General features: G+C 39.4%; 15 protein-coding genes. 7 read left to right on the top strand and 8 right to left on the bottom strand.

What is annotated here, in order from left to right; translation table 11 throughout:
• Nucleotides 1–7: 7 nt before the first annotated feature.
• The gene (rpsJ, locus tag HMPREF9444_RS10150; protein ID WP_021890106.1) at nucleotides 8–319 is read right to left on the bottom strand and encodes a 30S ribosomal protein S10; all 312 of its coding nucleotides are present in this window, start codon (nucleotides 317–319) and stop codon (nucleotides 8–10) included.
• A gap of 624 nt (nucleotides 320–943) precedes the next feature.
• Between rpsJ and HMPREF9444_RS10140 the strand changes: the two genes are divergently transcribed.
• A complete protein-coding gene (locus tag HMPREF9444_RS10140; RefSeq protein ID WP_009144354.1) occupies nucleotides 944–1,570 on the top strand; it encodes an epoxyqueuosine reductase QueH in 627 nt (208 codons plus the stop codon).
• 15 nt (nucleotides 1,571–1,585) lie between these two features.
• On the opposite strand, the gene pyrE is transcribed toward HMPREF9444_RS10140, so the two are convergent.
• Nucleotides 1,586–2,227: an orotate phosphoribosyltransferase gene (pyrE, locus tag HMPREF9444_RS10135; RefSeq protein WP_040909555.1), complete on the bottom strand. Its 642-nt coding sequence runs from the start codon at nucleotides 2,225–2,227 to the stop codon at nucleotides 1,586–1,588.
• A gap of 166 nt (nucleotides 2,228–2,393) precedes the next feature.
• Between pyrE and HMPREF9444_RS10130 the strand changes: the two genes are divergently transcribed.
• Nucleotides 2,394–3,263 (top strand): YicC/YloC family endoribonuclease, encoded by an 870-nt coding sequence (locus HMPREF9444_RS10130; protein WP_040909554.1) that lies wholly within the window; start codon nucleotides 2,394–2,396, stop codon nucleotides 3,261–3,263.
• A 46-nt stretch (nucleotides 3,264–3,309) separates the two neighbouring features.
• Here HMPREF9444_RS10130 and HMPREF9444_RS10125 read toward each other — a convergent pair whose 3' ends face one another.
• Both HMPREF9444_RS10125 and cysS read right to left on the bottom strand, forming a co-directional pair.
• The gene (locus tag HMPREF9444_RS10125) at nucleotides 3,310–5,208 is read right to left on the bottom strand and encodes a DUF2813 domain-containing protein (protein WP_009144351.1); all 1,899 of its coding nucleotides are present in this window, start codon (nucleotides 5,206–5,208) and stop codon (nucleotides 3,310–3,312) included.
• Nucleotides 5,209–5,328: 120 nt separating this feature from the next.
• Nucleotides 5,329–6,702, bottom strand: a complete 1,374-nt coding sequence (gene cysS / locus HMPREF9444_RS10120; RefSeq protein ID WP_040909553.1) for a cysteine--tRNA ligase — start codon at nucleotides 6,700–6,702, stop codon at nucleotides 5,329–5,331.
• 73 nt (nucleotides 6,703–6,775) lie between these two features.
• On the opposite strand from cysS, the gene HMPREF9444_RS10115 reads away from it, so the two are divergent.
• Both HMPREF9444_RS10115 and HMPREF9444_RS10110 read left to right on the top strand, forming a co-directional pair.
• Nucleotides 6,776–7,270, top strand: coding sequence for a peptidylprolyl isomerase (locus HMPREF9444_RS10115; RefSeq protein WP_009144349.1), 495 nt, complete (start codon nucleotides 6,776–6,778; stop codon nucleotides 7,268–7,270).
• A gap of 16 nt (nucleotides 7,271–7,286) precedes the next feature.
• A complete protein-coding gene (locus HMPREF9444_RS10110; protein ID WP_009144348.1) occupies nucleotides 7,287–8,021 on the top strand; it encodes a UDP-2,3-diacylglucosamine diphosphatase in 735 nt (244 codons plus the stop codon).
• A gap of 8 nt (nucleotides 8,022–8,029) precedes the next feature.
• Here HMPREF9444_RS10110 and HMPREF9444_RS10105 read toward each other — a convergent pair whose 3' ends face one another.
• Together HMPREF9444_RS10105 and polA are read right to left on the bottom strand one after the other, a co-directional pair.
• Nucleotides 8,030–8,515, bottom strand: a complete 486-nt coding sequence (locus tag HMPREF9444_RS10105; RefSeq protein WP_009144347.1) for a hypothetical protein — start codon at nucleotides 8,513–8,515, stop codon at nucleotides 8,030–8,032.
• A 115-nt stretch (nucleotides 8,516–8,630) separates the two neighbouring features.
• Nucleotides 8,631–11,453, bottom strand: coding sequence for a DNA polymerase I (polA, locus tag HMPREF9444_RS10100; protein WP_009144346.1), 2,823 nt, complete (start codon nucleotides 11,451–11,453; stop codon nucleotides 8,631–8,633).
• 95 nt (nucleotides 11,454–11,548) lie between these two features.
• On the opposite strand from polA, the gene HMPREF9444_RS10095 reads away from it, so the two are divergent.
• On the top strand, nucleotides 11,549–12,199 hold the full coding sequence (locus tag HMPREF9444_RS10095) for a 7-cyano-7-deazaguanine/7-aminomethyl-7-deazaguanine transporter (RefSeq protein ID WP_009144345.1): 651 nt from the start codon (nucleotides 11,549–11,551) through the stop codon (nucleotides 12,197–12,199).
• Nucleotides 12,200–12,311: 112 nt separating this feature from the next.
• The gene (gene trxA, locus HMPREF9444_RS10090; RefSeq protein ID WP_009144344.1) at nucleotides 12,312–12,635 is read left to right on the top strand and encodes a thioredoxin; all 324 of its coding nucleotides are present in this window, start codon (nucleotides 12,312–12,314) and stop codon (nucleotides 12,633–12,635) included.
• 182 nt (nucleotides 12,636–12,817) lie between these two features.
• On the opposite strand, the gene HMPREF9444_RS10085 is transcribed toward trxA, so the two are convergent.
• Nucleotides 12,818–13,345, bottom strand: a complete 528-nt coding sequence (locus tag HMPREF9444_RS10085; protein WP_009144343.1) for a GNAT family N-acetyltransferase — start codon at nucleotides 13,343–13,345, stop codon at nucleotides 12,818–12,820.
• A gap of 126 nt (nucleotides 13,346–13,471) precedes the next feature.
• Here HMPREF9444_RS10085 and HMPREF9444_RS10080 point away from each other — a divergent pair, with 126 nt between their 5' ends.
• Entirely contained in the window at nucleotides 13,472–14,467 is a 996-nt protein-coding gene (locus HMPREF9444_RS10080; protein ID WP_009144342.1) for a D-alanine--D-alanine ligase, read from the top strand.
• Nucleotides 14,468–14,526: 59 nt separating this feature from the next.
• Here HMPREF9444_RS10080 and HMPREF9444_RS10075 read toward each other — a convergent pair whose 3' ends face one another.
• Nucleotides 14,527–14,793: a hypothetical protein gene (locus HMPREF9444_RS10075; protein ID WP_009144341.1), complete on the bottom strand. Its 267-nt coding sequence runs from the start codon at nucleotides 14,791–14,793 to the stop codon at nucleotides 14,527–14,529.
• Nucleotides 14,794–14,946 lie beyond the last annotated feature (153 nt).

Here is a 14,946-nt window from a genome sequence, read left to right as displayed (position 1 = left end):
CCCCTCGTTAGCGAAGGCTGATCTGAACATCTACACCGGCAGCGAGATCGAGACGCATTAAAGCATCAACGGTCTTCTCAGTCGGCTCCACGATGTCTACTAAACGCTTGTGAGTACGAATTTCGTACTGATCACGGGCATCTTTATTAACATGTGGGGAGATGAGGATGGTGTAGCGCTCCTTACGGGTAGGGAGCGGGATCGGACCACGAACCTGAGCGCCGGTGCGCTTGGCAGTCTCAACGATTTCAGCAGTGGAGTGATCGATAAGTCTGTGATCGTAAGCCTTGAGGCGGATCCTGATTCTTTGGTTCTGCATTACAGACTCCATTATTTATAAAAAGAACATGTAAACACCCGCCTTCTCATCTATTCCGTTTAAAAACGTTTTCAACAAGAGGAGGTGAAACAAAACAATTCCCCCAAAATCAGGGGGAGTCTCTTCAGCCGCATTATAAAAATGTAGGGCTGGCGTCGTTTCTAACCTGCATTTATGCGCAAGGCAACGACAAAGTGCAATTATTTTACTCTTTTTTTTATTTGTAGCAAGTTTTTTTTGCAAAAAGCACCTGTAAATGTTTTTAAAACGTTCAGAAAATCTATCTCGATTTAAAAAAAGTATTTAACAGACAGCGTCCTGTAAAGCCTGAAGCTGAGGATTTAAAATGCCAAACAGCAATACTGTCATCGTCAGCATTAGCGGACACATTCAAACTCACTTCTTTAAGGTTTTTCCGGTTCTCCTATTATTTTGCTCCAATCTATTGAGCTTCCCTACATCTGTTACCTGACAATATTTTTAGCAGTAAAAAAGCCAGACTTAAAACTGAACATCCACTGCGCGAAGATCTTCTACTTAAAGAGCAGAGGTTAAACAGATGAACTTTTTTGAAAAACTGAAAAATAACTTCAGTTTTCTTATAATGGCTGCGGAGGAAAAAACATGACGGATTTAATTTTACCTGCCGACTTCGGAAATACCCCAAAAAAGGACTTACTGCTGCCTGATGGTTTTACATCTTTAGTAATACACTGCTGCTGCGCCCCATGTGCCGGAGCAATGTTTGAATGCTTTAAAGTACATAATATAAAACCGTTCGTATTTTTCTTTAACCCAAACATTCATCCGCAAGCTGAATATGTTAAGCGTCGAGATGAACTTATAAAGCTCTGCACCCTCCTGAATTTCCCCGTTACAGTAGGAGATTATGAACCGCGCAAATGGTTTGACGCTATAAAAGGCCTTGAACAAGAACCGGAACGCGGTCAAAGATGCAGTGTTTGTTTTGCCTTTCGCCTTAGCGCAACAGCACTCTTTGCAAAAGAAGTAGGAGCTACGCATTTTACGACAACCTTAGCCACGTCAAGGTGGAAAAATAAAGCGCAAATCGATGATGCCGGATTTAAAGCACAAAGTTTCGTAAACGACGAAGTGAAATACTGGGCTAAGGACTGGAGGAAGAAAGGAATGGTGACGCGCCGCGATGCCTTAGTTAAAAAATTTAATTTTTATAATCAGCAATACTGCGGCTGCGTCTTCAGTAAAGAAAATACGGCGTACCAAAAATAATAAAGCTACATTTCTTTAAACGCCGTACATGGAGCGATATTTCTCCATTTCAGGCAAATGCTCTTTTAACTTAGGATCGCTTTCAATATATGTAAGCAAATCAACGAAGCTGACAATTGAAATAACCTTAATACCTAAAGATTCTTCAGCTTCCGTAATTGCACTCTTATCTCCCTGCCCTTTTTCCATACGGTTTAAAGCGATTAAGGCACCTTTAAAATTAGCTCCGGAATTTTTAATAATCTCAGCTGATTCGCGGATGGCCGTACCGGCAGTAATGACGTCGTCTATAAGCAGAACATCTCCTTTTAAAGGAGATCCTACAAGATTTCCTCCCTCGCCGTGATCTTTTGCTTCCTTACGGTTGAAGCACCAGGGTACGTTTACATTATGTTCGCAGCTTAAAGCCATGGCGGTTGCACAAGCAAGAGGAATTCCTTTATATGCAGGTCCGAACAAAACATCAAAATTGATTTTAGAATCAATTAAAGCATGAGCGTAACAAGAGCCTAACGTAGCTAAATCTGCACCGGTACAAAAACCGCCGGCATTAAAAAAATACGGACTGACTCTTCCTGACTTGAGAACGAAACGACCGAATTTAAGAACTCCTTTATTTAAGGATAATTCAATAAATCTGCGCTGATATTCCTGCATTAGGCACTCCTTTTTCGACTTTGCAAAAGTTTGTCGCACATTCTAACAAATACGGCAAAACTAAAAAACTGATTACATAGTCACTTTGTAAATGGTAAATTATTCCAAGCTGTTTTCATCAAATAAAAAGCATATTATGCGGCCTGCCGCACTTTAAGGAGAACAGATGAGCTGCATTAAAAGCATGACCGGTTTTGCTTCCTTACGTAAAAACGGTAATACCGGATCAATTGCCATTGACTTAAAATCAGTTAACTCACGTTATTTTGAAGTAACTTTTAAATTACCGGACGGACTTAAAAGCCTTGAGGGAAAACTCAGGGAAATATTAAAGCAACAAGCTCCGCGCGGTAAATTTGAATGCCTTATTCGCTTTACTCCCAAAGAAAGCTCAGGCCTTGAATTCAATCATGATCTGATAAAAACCTTAGTTGATGCTGCAAACGAGATCAACAAGCTTGCAAATAACGCTTGTCTTAACCCCATCGATATTCTTAATTTTCCCGGTGTTATTGTGGAAAGCGGCAGTATGCAGTCTGAAATTGAAAAAGAGATCACCGAAGCCTTTTATGAAAACCTTTTAGAATTCAACAAAAATCGTGAAAGCGAAGGACAAAGACTGGCAAAGGTTTTGTTTAATAAACTGGAACTCATTGAAGCACAGCTTGTTACCGTTAAAGAAAATCTTGATTCCCTTACCGCACTTGAGCGTGAAAAAATAAAAAGCAAACTTGAAAAACTCAATCTGGATATAAAAATAAACCCGGATCTGATTGAGCAAGAGGTAGTACTGCAGGCCCAAAAAAGCGATATAGCAGAAGAATACGATCGCTTGCAATCCCACATAAAAGAAGTCAGAAAAATTCTGCAAACTGGAGGAAGCTGCGGAAAGCGCCTTGATTTTATGATGCAGGAGTTTAACCGAGAAGCAAACACCATGGCCTCAAAAGCATCGTCGCTTAACATTACATCTGTTGCCGTGGAGCTTAAAGTCCTGATCGAACAAATGCGCGAACAAGTACAAAATATTGATTAAGCTGTTTAGATCTTCCCCTTAAATTCTTTAATTTAAGGGGAAAGGATTAATCAATACCGTACTCGTTTTGACTTAATATACTTATTTTCTTAAAAATCCGTTTAAACAAATACGGAACCCCGTCAGAACCGCGGCGCTGCATCTCTTCCATAACTGCAAGAGCCAATCCCGGTTTACTTTGCTTATGGATCGCAAGTTCGATGATTTTATCAACAGATGTTCCTTTTCTTAAAGGTCCGCTTATTCCCGAGCAACGCAAAAACACATCCTGGTAACCGTTGTTATAAAGATAATGTTCTATATCCAAATGCGGCAAAACCGTTAAATGATCTTTGGCGCTTTTTCCTCCGACAAACGAAGTTACCGTCTGTGCATATTTTTTGCCTGCATCATCGCCGTCGGTTAAGACAAAGAAAGAAATACCTAACTGTCTTGCAAGCTTCATTAAAGGATGTAAACCGCATTGAGCAAACTCAACCGGACGGATGCCGTTGCAATAAAGACTTATGCCAAGCAATGAAGCAATTTGAGTCATAAGCCAGATTTCAGTCTCTCCCTCAACCAGAATCCAGCAGCGGGCAAATAAAGTATTCGGTCGGTTAATGCGAATATGAAACGCGATGCGTCGTAAATCCTCAGCATTATATGAACGTTCATTAACTTTATAACAGCGCGTATCGTAATATTGTTTGCACAAGCGGCGCAAAACCCTAAGCGGTGCTGCTGTAAGCAAATCGCTTGAATTGGTAGTCACTATTTTCTGCAACGGAATAGAATCTATTATTGACCACAATGACAAAAGCAAAGACGGATGGAAACGTCCTTCAATATCCTCTACGATTAAAATGGGTCGCGCTGCATCATCATATTGATAATCCTTATTGGCAACAAGAAGCGCTCCTGTTAATAAACTTATAAGCAGCTTCGTTTTATTCATTCCGGGCTGATTTAAAGTTCGTTTTAAATTATTTAAGCTCTCAATTGTAACCGGACGATTTACCATATCTTTAATACTGCGCGGATGCTCGCGGTTATCCGGTAAATAATGACTGTTTGAATTAACCAGGTATTTTGAAGTAACAGCTCTTAAAGTAGAAATTGATTTAACAATATCATCAGCTCTTGTACCTGACTCTCCGCTTAGCATGGAAAAAGCCTTTACCAGGTCTTTTACGTCCCCGTTTTCATCTTCACATTTATTTTCTAAATTAAAAGCCATTCGCCCGTCGCGCAAACGCAAAATCGGATTTAAGCGAATAAGTTTTTTAATAAGCGTATGCTGATTACACTCGATACACTGCAGATTTTCATTAAGAAGACTGTGCTTGGTAATAAACTTTCCGTTTTCATCAGTATAAGCCTCAGCTCTCCAATGAATGCGATACACTCCGTCAGGATAATAAGCACAGGCCTCCTGTAGTAATTCCTTGCATTGCTTGTTTTCTTTCCCTAAAGAGTTTTCAGCAAAAAATAAATCGACAATAAGTTTATCGGCATTATCATGAAAAGTATCTTCTTCCATAAAACTTAAATTTTCATTTAAATAAGAAATACTTTCCGAATTCAAAGGGTATTGATCCAAATCAAAGGGCAGCTCATCCTGAAAATCAGGAGCTACCAAAGAGTCATCTTCAGATGAATAAGGAGCTCTGCGTTTAATTTGGTGAGTGTTTTCCCGCTTATTGCGCGAAGCTTCAATTGCCTTATCTTGAACTTCATTAGTATCTATGAGATTGTCAACCAAAAGACGAATTGGAATATACAGATCGCTTTTTTCAAATTGACAAAGTTTCTCACCGGTGCCGAGCATCATCCATAAAGCACTTAATAAAGATGACTTTCCCCAAGAGTTTTCACCGATGAGAACCGAAGAATCTTCTTCAAAATTGATCTTTAAATGACGTATTCCGCGAAAATTGAAAATTTCGGCTGTTTCAAGATACATACAATTGCCTTTTTATTTTTATTAATTCATCTTGTTTTTATACAAGATTTTTAAGTATTGGCAATTTTTATGCTCTTAAAAAGTGACGAAAGCCGAGGTTTAGAGCCTCGGCTAAAAAAATTACTTACGCCTCCAAGTAGTTCCCGACGGACCGTCTTCAAGAACTATTCCCATCGCAGTAAGCTTATCGCGAGCAGCATCAGCTGCTTTAAAATCTTTACGCGCTCTTGCATCCTTTCGCTCTTGAATCAAAGCTTCAATAACCGAAACTTCGTCATTATCGGATGATTCTGCTCCTTTTAAGAAAGATGACGGGTTCTGATATAAAATTCCAAGAACCGATCCTAACTCTACCAACCTTCCTGCAAGCTTGGCTTTAGTCTCTCCTTCTTCTTTATTAACGGCTTTAGCTAAATCAAAGAGTACAGCCATGGCGCCCGGAGTATTAAAATCATCATCCATAAGTTCTTTAAAGCGTTTAGTGTACTCATCTTCACCTTCGGCTTTAACCGGAACCACGTCGCGCAATGCAGTATACAAGCGAGCAAGCGAAGCTTTAGCTTTATCCAGATTTTCCTGTGTATAGTTAAGGGGACTGCGATACTGCGCTGACAGCAGGAAGAAGCGGATTGTCTCTGCATCATAATGCTCAAGCACATCACGAATCGTAAAAAAGTTATTCAATGACTTGGACATTTTTTCATGATTAATCATAACCATGCCCGAGTGCATCCAATAATTTACGTATTTGCTGTGACATGCGCAGCAGCTTTGAGCTATTTCATTTTCATGATGCGGAAAAATAAGATCAGATCCGCCGCCGTGAATATCAAAATTCTCTCCTAGGTACTTAAGGTTCATTGCTGAACATTCAATATGCCAGCCGGGACGACCGTCTCCCCACGGAGAACTCCATGAAGGTTCACCGGGTTTTGACATCTTCCATAAGACAAAATCAAAAGGATTGCGTTTGGTTTTCTCAATTTCGATACGGGCTCCGGCTTCAAGCTCTTCAAGATTCTGACCTGACAGTCTTCCGTATTGCTTGAAAGTATCAATAGCGAACATCACATCACCGTTATCGGCGACATATGCATTGCCGTTATCAATAAGTCTCTGTACTAAAGCAATAATTTCAGGAATAGTTTCGGTAGCACGCGGCTCTTCATCAGGACGCATAATATTTAAAGCATCAAAATCTTTATGCATCTCAACGATAAAATTCTCAGCAAGCTCTTTAGCGCTGACCTTACGCTCATGGGCACGTTTTATGATTTTATCGTCAATATCGGTAATATTGCGAATATAGCGAACTTTATAGCCGCGATAACGCAAATAACGCACCACCATATCAAAATTTACGAAGGTACGCGCATGTCCTATATGGCATAAATCATATACGGTCACACCGCAGACATACATGCCGATCTGGCCTTCATTTATCGGTTTAAATTCTTCTTTTTTACGTGAAATAGTATTATGGATTTGCAACATCGGCCATCTCTCTCTATTATATAAATCTATGCCGCTCATTTTAGCGAAGTATTAAATACAAGGTAAGAATATTATGATACTTTTAAAAACCAATCTCGGCGATATCAAAATTGAACTTGATTATGATAAAGCTCCTGTAACTGCTAAAAACTTTGAAGATTACGTCCAACAGGGCCACTATGACGGAACTATTTTCCATCGCGTCATCAAAGGCTTTATGATTCAGGGCGGCGGTTTTACTAGCGATTTTGAACAAAAACCTACCATGGATCCGATTAAAAACGAAGCCAACAACGGACTTGAAAATGTTCGCGGATCTATTGCTATGGCCCGTACCAGCGACCCGCATTCGGCAACTGCACAATTTTTCATCAACACCGTTGATAACGACTTCTTAAACTTCCGTTCAAAAGACACTATGGGCTGGGGTTACTGTGTCTTCGGTAAGGTCGTTGAAGGCATGGATGTAGTTGATAAAATCGAAGGCACCCGTACCTCCACCCGCGGTTTCTTCCGTGATGTACCGGTTGAAGATATCGTAATTGAGTCGGCAAAAATCGTTGACTAAATAAAAGGCGGCTTAAGTGGCTCTATACGTAATTGCCGACTTGCATTTAAGTGCAGAAAACAAACGCTTATGTTCTGCTTTTGCCGCTTTTTTAAATAAACTCCAAAAAGGAGATCGCCTGATCATTTCAGGCGATTTTTTTAACTTTTTCGTAGGAATCGATCCGTCCGACAGTTGTCAAAAATTCATAAAACAAACTTTACTATCAGCAAAACAACGCAATATTGATGTCTTTTTCCAGCACGGCAACCGTGATTTTTTGATATCGCAAAAGGATGCAGAATTCTTTAATTTCACTTTACTGCCTGAAATATATGTAGACGAAACCGGACCTGAGCCCTGCCTTATTATGCACGGTGATAACCTTTGTTCTAACGACGAAAAATATCAAAAATTCAAAGCAATCACTAAAAAAAAGTGGATAAGAAATCTGTTTTTTATGCTGCCGTTATTTATCCGTAAAAAAATTGCGGTAAAACTGCGCGACGACAGTCAAAAGCTGACAAGCATAGGAAGAGATCCGCTGATTTACGGCTTGGTTCCGGCTACCATTGAAAAGTTTCTTGCTGACAACAATTGCGCAATAATCATTCACGGACATCTGCATCAATACGGCTTACACTATAGTGAAACTCCCCATGAAAAACAAAGACTAGCTTTGGGAGACTGGGGAGAATTCTACAGTTTTGTCAAAATAGACGGCAACGGATTTTACCTTTTAAGGTATTCGCTTGACGAACTTTTCAGCTGAGCATTTACTTATTGCTTTAAATCCTTAGAGCTTTGGGCAACCTGGTTTGGCGTCATGTACTCAAGAGATGAATTGACAAACTGCATTGCGCTGTTGGCGCCTACAGGTTGAACCAAGAGCATCCTCTCCCCGTCTTTATTCACCTCTTTTAGCATAATCTGCTTTTTTTCACCTGCAAGCAGCTGCACGACAACCGTTTCATCTTTAGTTACTTTTACAAGATTCACGGGAATAGGATCAGAGCCTACTTCTCCTACATAAGGAACACCTTCAGTCAGCTGAACAACAAATTTAATATCACGACCTAAAAAGTCTTGAGTAAGCCAAATTCCTGAAACATAAGCAGCAGGAGTATCCGGCAGTTCCAGCATATCGTCAGGGATATACCCAAAATCATCAGCGTCATAGGTTCCGAAATCATAGATTCCTGCATTTGCGCTTATACAAACACTTGCTGCAGCGCACAAAGCAAACAGCTTAGATCTAAATTTCATCCATTAATCTCCTTAATTTACAGTAAAGCCTTAACTTTATCGCTTTTTGTTTATATAACATTTTGTGCCAAGATAATCCTTTAGCTAAAGCTCATTTTCTATACGAAAAATCCAATTAATGCGCATCTCCCCAATTCTGCCCGATACCGATACCGGCAAGCAACGGAACATCCAAGGTCACGGCGTTTTCCATCAGCTCTTTTATTTTGGCAGTTGCCTCATCTAAAAACTCATTTTTTACTTCAAAAACAAGTTCATCATGTACTTGCAAAATCATACGGACGGTATCGGCAGGCAGGGACGTAATCCATTTTTCTATTGCTATCATGGCAATTTTAATAATATCTGCAGCACTACCCTGCATCGGAGCATTAATTGCGGCGCGCTCTGCTCCGGTTACCGCAATGCGATTTGTAGAATTTATACCGGGAAAATCAATTCGCCTGCCTAAAATCGTTTCTACGTAACCGTGCTCATGAGCAAATTTCTTGATGCTGTCCATATAATCACGGATTTTAGGATAACGGGTAAAATAACAATCAATGTAAGCTTTTGCCGCTTTAAACGACAAACCGGTCTGAGCTGATAAACCGTGAGCTCCCATTCCGTACATCAACCCGAAATTAGTGGCCTTGGCACGAGAGCGTTCCTCTCCGGTTACCTCGTTTATATCTTTACCTAAAACTTCTGCTGCTGTCGCTTTATGAATGTCATAACCTAATTTAAACGCTTTAATCAAATTAGGATCTTTTGCAATATGGGCAATAAGCCTTAGCTCAATTTGTGAATAATCTGCCGACACTAAGGTATACCCCTGCGGAGCAATGAAAGCTTTTCTGATAAGTTTTCCTTCATGAGTTCTTGCCGGGATATTTTGTAAATTAGGATCGGAAGAAGATAATCTTCCTGTGGTAGTACCTGCCTGATTGAATGAAGTATGAATGCGCCCCGTACGCTTGGAAATTAAAAGCGGCAGCTTTTCAGTATATGTGCCGATAAGCTTTGATACCGATCTAAAACGCAGTACCAGATTTGCAATATCGTACATAGGAGCTATCTCAGTTAACACATCCTCAGCCGTTGAGTACTGTTTATTACCGTTTTTATCTACCTTGACTTTTTTAGGATACGGAATGGCAAGACTTTCAAATAATACGTTTCCAAGCTGTTTGGGAGATGCAATATTAAATTCTTGTCCTGCGGCTGCATAAATATCTTTTTGTACAGCCTGCAGCTCTGATTTTAATACTTCAGTCTGGCGATAAAGCTCATCTGCACTTACAAGAGCACCGACGCGTTCCATATCAAACAAAACACTAAGGCACGGCATCTCCAAATTAAACAAAATATCGTTAGCCTTACCTTCATCTTTAATCTTAGGCAAAAGAACGTTAAACAGACGCAAAGCAACTTCAGAGTCTTCTCCTGAATAAGCACAAGCTATATCAACAGGAACATTGTCAAAAGTCACTGACTTACTGCCGCTTCCTGCCACATCTGAGTATTTTATTGTTTTATAAGATAAATATTTTTCAGCTAAATTATCAAGAGCACATGACTGAACCGAATCTAAAAGATGCGCCATCAGCATGGTATCAGCATAAACGCCTTTTACTGCAGAAAGTCCTGCAAAATATAAAACCAATAAATCAAATTTAACGTTATGTCCGATTTTCTTAATCTTAGGATCGGCAAATACCGGAGCAAGCTTTGCAAAAACATCATCCTTTGCAAGCTGTACGGGAGCTCCTAAATAAGCGTGGGCAAGCGGCAAATAAAAAGCTTCTTTTTCTTCAACGGAAAAAGAAACTCCGACCAAAGTACAGTCTTCAGGATGCAAGGAAGTCGTTTCAGTATCAAAAGCAAATAAGCCTTTATTTTTTATTTTTTCAATTAATGCATCCAGCTTGGCTATAGTATCAATAAGATTAAATTTACTGCCGCGGCTTTTATGGTCGCTTAAAACGCCTGCAGAAAAATCTGTTTGAGATTGAACTTGCGCTTTTACATCCGCAGTCGGTACAGCAGAGTCTTTTGTTTTTTCTTCAAAGTCTAAAGGTTCCTGAGCCTCTTCCGCATAGAGTTTTGCAAATTCAAGTTCTTTATAAATATTTAAAAGATCTTCCTTATTTTTCTTCGGTACGGTTAAATCTTCAATGGCGATCGGCAGATCCACATCCGTCTTAATAGTAGCCAATGTATAAGAAAGACGAACATCTTCGATGTGCTCTTCAAGTTTAGCGGCAAAAGTTTTGGCCCCGCGAAAAGATAAAGAGGCAATTTCTTCTCGCTTACTAAAAATGTCTTCTATTCCGCCTAACGAATTAATTAAAGTTTTAGCCGTAACGTCGCCGACTCCCGGCATGCCGGGAATATTATCCGAACTGTCACCTTTTAACGCCAAGAAATCAATAATATGACAAGGCGGAACTCCGTATTTTTCCATTACCCCCTTTTCATCATAAACATGATCGTTCATCGTATCGATTAAGGTGACTTTATCATTTACAAGCTGCGCCAGATCCTTATCACCGGTACAAATTAAAGAAGAAAATCCCAAGCTTTGAGCCTTTTTGGCGTATGAACCTAAAACATCATCTGCCTCCACTTTAGGAACGATGATTAAAGGAAGACCCATGGCTTTCACAATACGATGTACATAGTCCACCTGAATTCTCAGATCTTCAGGCATCGGAGGACGATTGCTCTTATATTCAGGATATAAATCGGAACGGAAGCTCTTTCCTTTAGCATCGAAAACGACTGCAATTTTATAACCTGCATATTGCTTTAAGAGCTTTTTAAGCATATTGGTAATAATAAGGACCGCTCCGGTCGGCACTCCGCTTTTAGTAGTAAACCCCCGTTTTGCAGCATAAAAAGCACGATATAAAAATGAAGATCCGTCAATAAAAATCAGGCAAGAATTAGCGTTCATAAAAATTCCTTAAATTATTTTCTTCATTTTACAAAGTTCATGTACAATTTACCTGCATTTTTTCCTGCGCTTGAGCGCTTAACTGTTTCTTAAGTATGCTTATGCCAAAAATTTCACCTACTTTATGTAAACTGCTGTCCTGGCACATTTTCATTATTGTGCTTAGCAACTATGCAGTGCAAATCCCGATGAACTGTTTCGGGATCACCTCAACCTGGGGTACCTTTACTTACCCCTTTATATTTATCACTACGGACTTAACCGTCAGAATCTACGGCCCGCATCTTGCGCGCAAAGTTATTTTTGCAGCGATGATCCCGGCATTAATCGCTTCGTATTTTGTCGGAACGCTTTTTGCTCAGGGACAGTATCAAGGTCTTGATTCCCTTACTGATTTCAGTCTATTCGTCTTCAGAATTTCTGCTGCGTCATTCAGCGCTTATGTAATAGGACAAATTGCTGATATTTTAGTCTTTTCAAGATTACGTCGTCTAAAGCAATGGTGGCCTGCTCCTGCTTGCTCTTCAGTTGCAGGAAACGTACTTGATACCTTCGTCTTTTTCTCAGTTGCTTTTTATCAGTCTCCTGATCCTTTTATGGCAGCAAATTGGGTAGATATAGGTATCTTTGACTGCACGGTAAAAATTCTGTGCAACGTCATATTATTCGTACCGCTGTACGGACTTATCCTTTCATATCTTGCAAAATTTGTTTTCAAACGCCCTTTAACCGCAATCGGCGCTTAATTTTAATTAAGTAAGCGCGGGAAAATGCTCAAAATTCGCAGTTTGGTTTCCGCTGTCAAACTGCAGTGCTAAAATAAATTCCAGTTTTTATATCCCACTATAGGAAAAAGAAATGAGCGACAAAGTCTTACACATTACCGACGATCAATTCGAAGCTGAGGTTATCAAATCAGACAAGCCGGTTTTAGTCGACTTCTGGGCACCGTGGTGCGGTCCGTGCAAAATGGTCGGTCCGATCATCGAATCTTTAGCAGAAAAAATGGACAACGTAAAATTCTGCAAAGTAGATATCGACCAAAATGTTGAATGGGCCAGCAAACTCAAAGTAATGAGTATCCCGACTATGGTTATTTATAAAGACGGCGAAGTAATGGCCTCCCAGATTGGAGCATTGCCTGAAGAAGAGCTGCGTCGTTTTATCGAAGCCAATATTTAATCAGCTTATGTAAGTTTAAAACAAAAAACTTACATGCAATTACTACCCCGCAAAAGGAGCTCTACAAAATAGAGTTCACAAAAGTGGGGTAAGTTTTTTCAAGTTAGCTATATCATATTAAATACGTATTTAAATCAAAACCTAAAAAGCATTTCACATTCAGCATAGCAGCTGTAAACCATCTATACTTTTTTTAAATCGCCAAGTAAAAGTTTATAGGAAGGGTGCATTAGACCTGTAGGCTTATAAAAACTTGTGCCTATACATTTAAATCCAAGTTTTAGTAAAACTTTTTGCGATGCAAGATTGTGAGGATGATGTCCTGCAATCAATTCTTTTACTTTAAGCTTAGCTGCAACATATTTAATTACCTCATCTGCCGCCTCAAAAGCCAAACCTTTGTGCCAAAACTGCGGACGTAAATGAAATCCTAACTCATAACTTTCTTTTAGTCCGGGCCTTAAACCGCAGCAACCTATAAGGTTATTAGAGGCAAGATCAAATAACGGCCAATATTGAACTTTAAAACTGTAATAATTTTCTATTTCCGTCTGTAAGCGCTGCTCTATATCCCTTTCACTAAAGCGACCGGATGCACAAATAAACTGCGTGACGCAAGGATCTCCCCACAATAATTTTGCCAAAAACAAATCATTGTCCTGCCACAAAGAAAAACCGATTCTTCCTGTCGACAAAAAGTAATTCCGCATTATATCTTCCCCCTAATAAGAGGATACTTTTATTAAAAACATTAGAACAAATTTTAAAATTAAATTTGCAGTTATTTACAGCAAAGCTTAAGATCTTTCTAACTTCTTTCAACCTATTTGATAATTATGAAAAATATTCTTCTTTTATGCGGCGGAGACGGTGCCGAGCATCAAATTTCCTTAATTTCGGCAGATTTTATTGAGAAAAAAATCAATGAAATCGGCGAATATAATGTAATAAGAGCCGAAATTCATAACAAAAAATTTATCCTTAAAGACGGTACTGCCGGATATTTTGACAAGGATTCCCGCTTTGTCACAGGCAGCGATTGTTTAGATATTTATTGTGCCGTACCTTGCATTCACGGAGTACCGGGAGAAACCGGAGATATTCAATCATTTCTTGAAATCTTCAATATCCCTTATATCGGATGCAAAAGTGAAGCAAGTCATAATTGCTTTAATAAAATCACGACCAAGCTCTATTTAACGGCTCTTAATATCCCCAATACTCCATTTCTCATTGTTCCGCGCCAAGATGAGCTTTCTAAAGCCAATGCACTTAAAGCTTTCGATTCATGGCAGGATGTATATGTTAAAGCAGCAAGCCAAGGATCTTCTATCGGCTGCTATCATGTCACTAAAAAAGAAGATCTTTGGGACAGCGTCGTTGAGGCCTTTACCTTCTCTGAAGACGTAATCATTGAAAAAACCATAAAACATCGTGAACTTGAGTGTGCCGCTTACGAAATAGACGGTAATATTTACATCACCAATCCCGGCGAAATTATCATGCCTGATAATCTTTTCTATACTTTTGACGAAAAGTACAGTAAAGACAGCGGATCGGTTACCACTGTTGAACCGCAAAATTTAAGCGATGAAATCAAACAAATGATTCGTGATTATGCACGCAAGGCATATCTTGGATTAAAACTGCGTGACTTATCTCGCATTGATTTCTTCTTATCAGATCATAATGAAATTATCATTAATGAAATCAATACATTCCCGGGAATGACTCCAATCTCTATGTTCCCTAAACTTTTAGAGCACAACGGCCATCAAATGACGGAGTTTTTAAGACAAGCGATAGAACGGGCAGCAAGAAAGAAGAAATAAAAAAACAGATCTAGACTCGGGCGCAGCATACAAATCTGCGCCCTTCTTATTTGTAAAAACTAAGCTGAAGGCTCTGCCTTGTTTTCAACTTTTTCCTTTCGTACAAGACTTACTACATCAGCTGCCGACACGTCAGATAAACGCACAATAACAGGACGCTGACCTTGAAACAGGAAATTTTTACCGCTGCTGTCTTTATCCCCTAAAGCTTTAAAGAAAGCATCAATTTGGGTATTCAATTTGTCTGCTTTTTCCACTCTGAAATTAACGGAAAGAACCTGCCCGCCTTTAAGATAAATATTAAGCTGTTGGATATACTCTTCCATAAAATACTCCGTTTACTATAAATACACTTCGTAAAACTGAAATTAGAACTAAAATTTATATACACTATTTATTATTAACATGTAAAGTGAGAAGCAACCATTATGCCCGACGTATTCACTTTTATCAAAAAAAGATCAGCGGCTAAAACCCCG

It is taken from the genome of Succinatimonas hippei YIT 12066 (assembly GCF_000188195.1).
Lineage (GTDB): Bacteria > Pseudomonadota > Gammaproteobacteria > Enterobacterales > Succinivibrionaceae > Succinatimonas > Succinatimonas hippei.
Note: the sequence above shows the minus strand (reverse complement) of the source record. Positions and strands in the feature narration are given on the sequence as shown.

What these genes read in the sequence shown, in the direction of transcription:
- rpsJ (WP_021890106.1), bottom strand. Translation starts at nt 319, where the DNA reads ATGCAGAACCAAAGAATCAGGATCCGCCTCAAGGCTTACGATCACAGA.
- HMPREF9444_RS10140 (WP_009144354.1), top strand. Translation starts at nt 944, where the DNA reads ATGACGGATTTAATTTTACCTGCCGACTTCGGAAATACCCCAAAAAAG.
- pyrE (WP_040909555.1), bottom strand. Translation starts at nt 2,227, where the DNA reads ATGCAGGAATATCAGCGCAGATTTATTGAATTATCCTTAAATAAAGGA.
- HMPREF9444_RS10130 (WP_040909554.1), top strand. Translation starts at nt 2,394, where the DNA reads ATGAGCTGCATTAAAAGCATGACCGGTTTTGCTTCCTTACGTAAAAAC.
- HMPREF9444_RS10125 (WP_009144351.1), bottom strand. Translation starts at nt 5,208, where the DNA reads ATGTATCTTGAAACAGCCGAAATTTTCAATTTTCGCGGAATACGTCAT.
- cysS (WP_040909553.1), bottom strand. Translation starts at nt 6,702, where the DNA reads ATGTTGCAAATCCATAATACTATTTCACGTAAAAAAGAAGAATTTAAA.
- HMPREF9444_RS10115 (WP_009144349.1), top strand. Translation starts at nt 6,776, where the DNA reads ATGATACTTTTAAAAACCAATCTCGGCGATATCAAAATTGAACTTGAT.
- HMPREF9444_RS10105 (WP_009144347.1), bottom strand. Translation starts at nt 8,515, where the DNA reads ATGAAATTTAGATCTAAGCTGTTTGCTTTGTGCGCTGCAGCAAGTGTT.
- polA (WP_009144346.1), bottom strand. Translation starts at nt 11,453, where the DNA reads ATGAACGCTAATTCTTGCCTGATTTTTATTGACGGATCTTCATTTTTA.
- HMPREF9444_RS10095 (WP_009144345.1), top strand. Translation starts at nt 11,549, where the DNA reads ATGCTTATGCCAAAAATTTCACCTACTTTATGTAAACTGCTGTCCTGG.
- trxA (WP_009144344.1), top strand. Translation starts at nt 12,312, where the DNA reads ATGAGCGACAAAGTCTTACACATTACCGACGATCAATTCGAAGCTGAG.
- HMPREF9444_RS10085 (WP_009144343.1), bottom strand. Translation starts at nt 13,345, where the DNA reads ATGCGGAATTACTTTTTGTCGACAGGAAGAATCGGTTTTTCTTTGTGG.
- HMPREF9444_RS10080 (WP_009144342.1), top strand. Translation starts at nt 13,472, where the DNA reads ATGAAAAATATTCTTCTTTTATGCGGCGGAGACGGTGCCGAGCATCAA.
- HMPREF9444_RS10075 (WP_009144341.1), bottom strand. Translation starts at nt 14,793, where the DNA reads ATGGAAGAGTATATCCAACAGCTTAATATTTATCTTAAAGGCGGGCAG.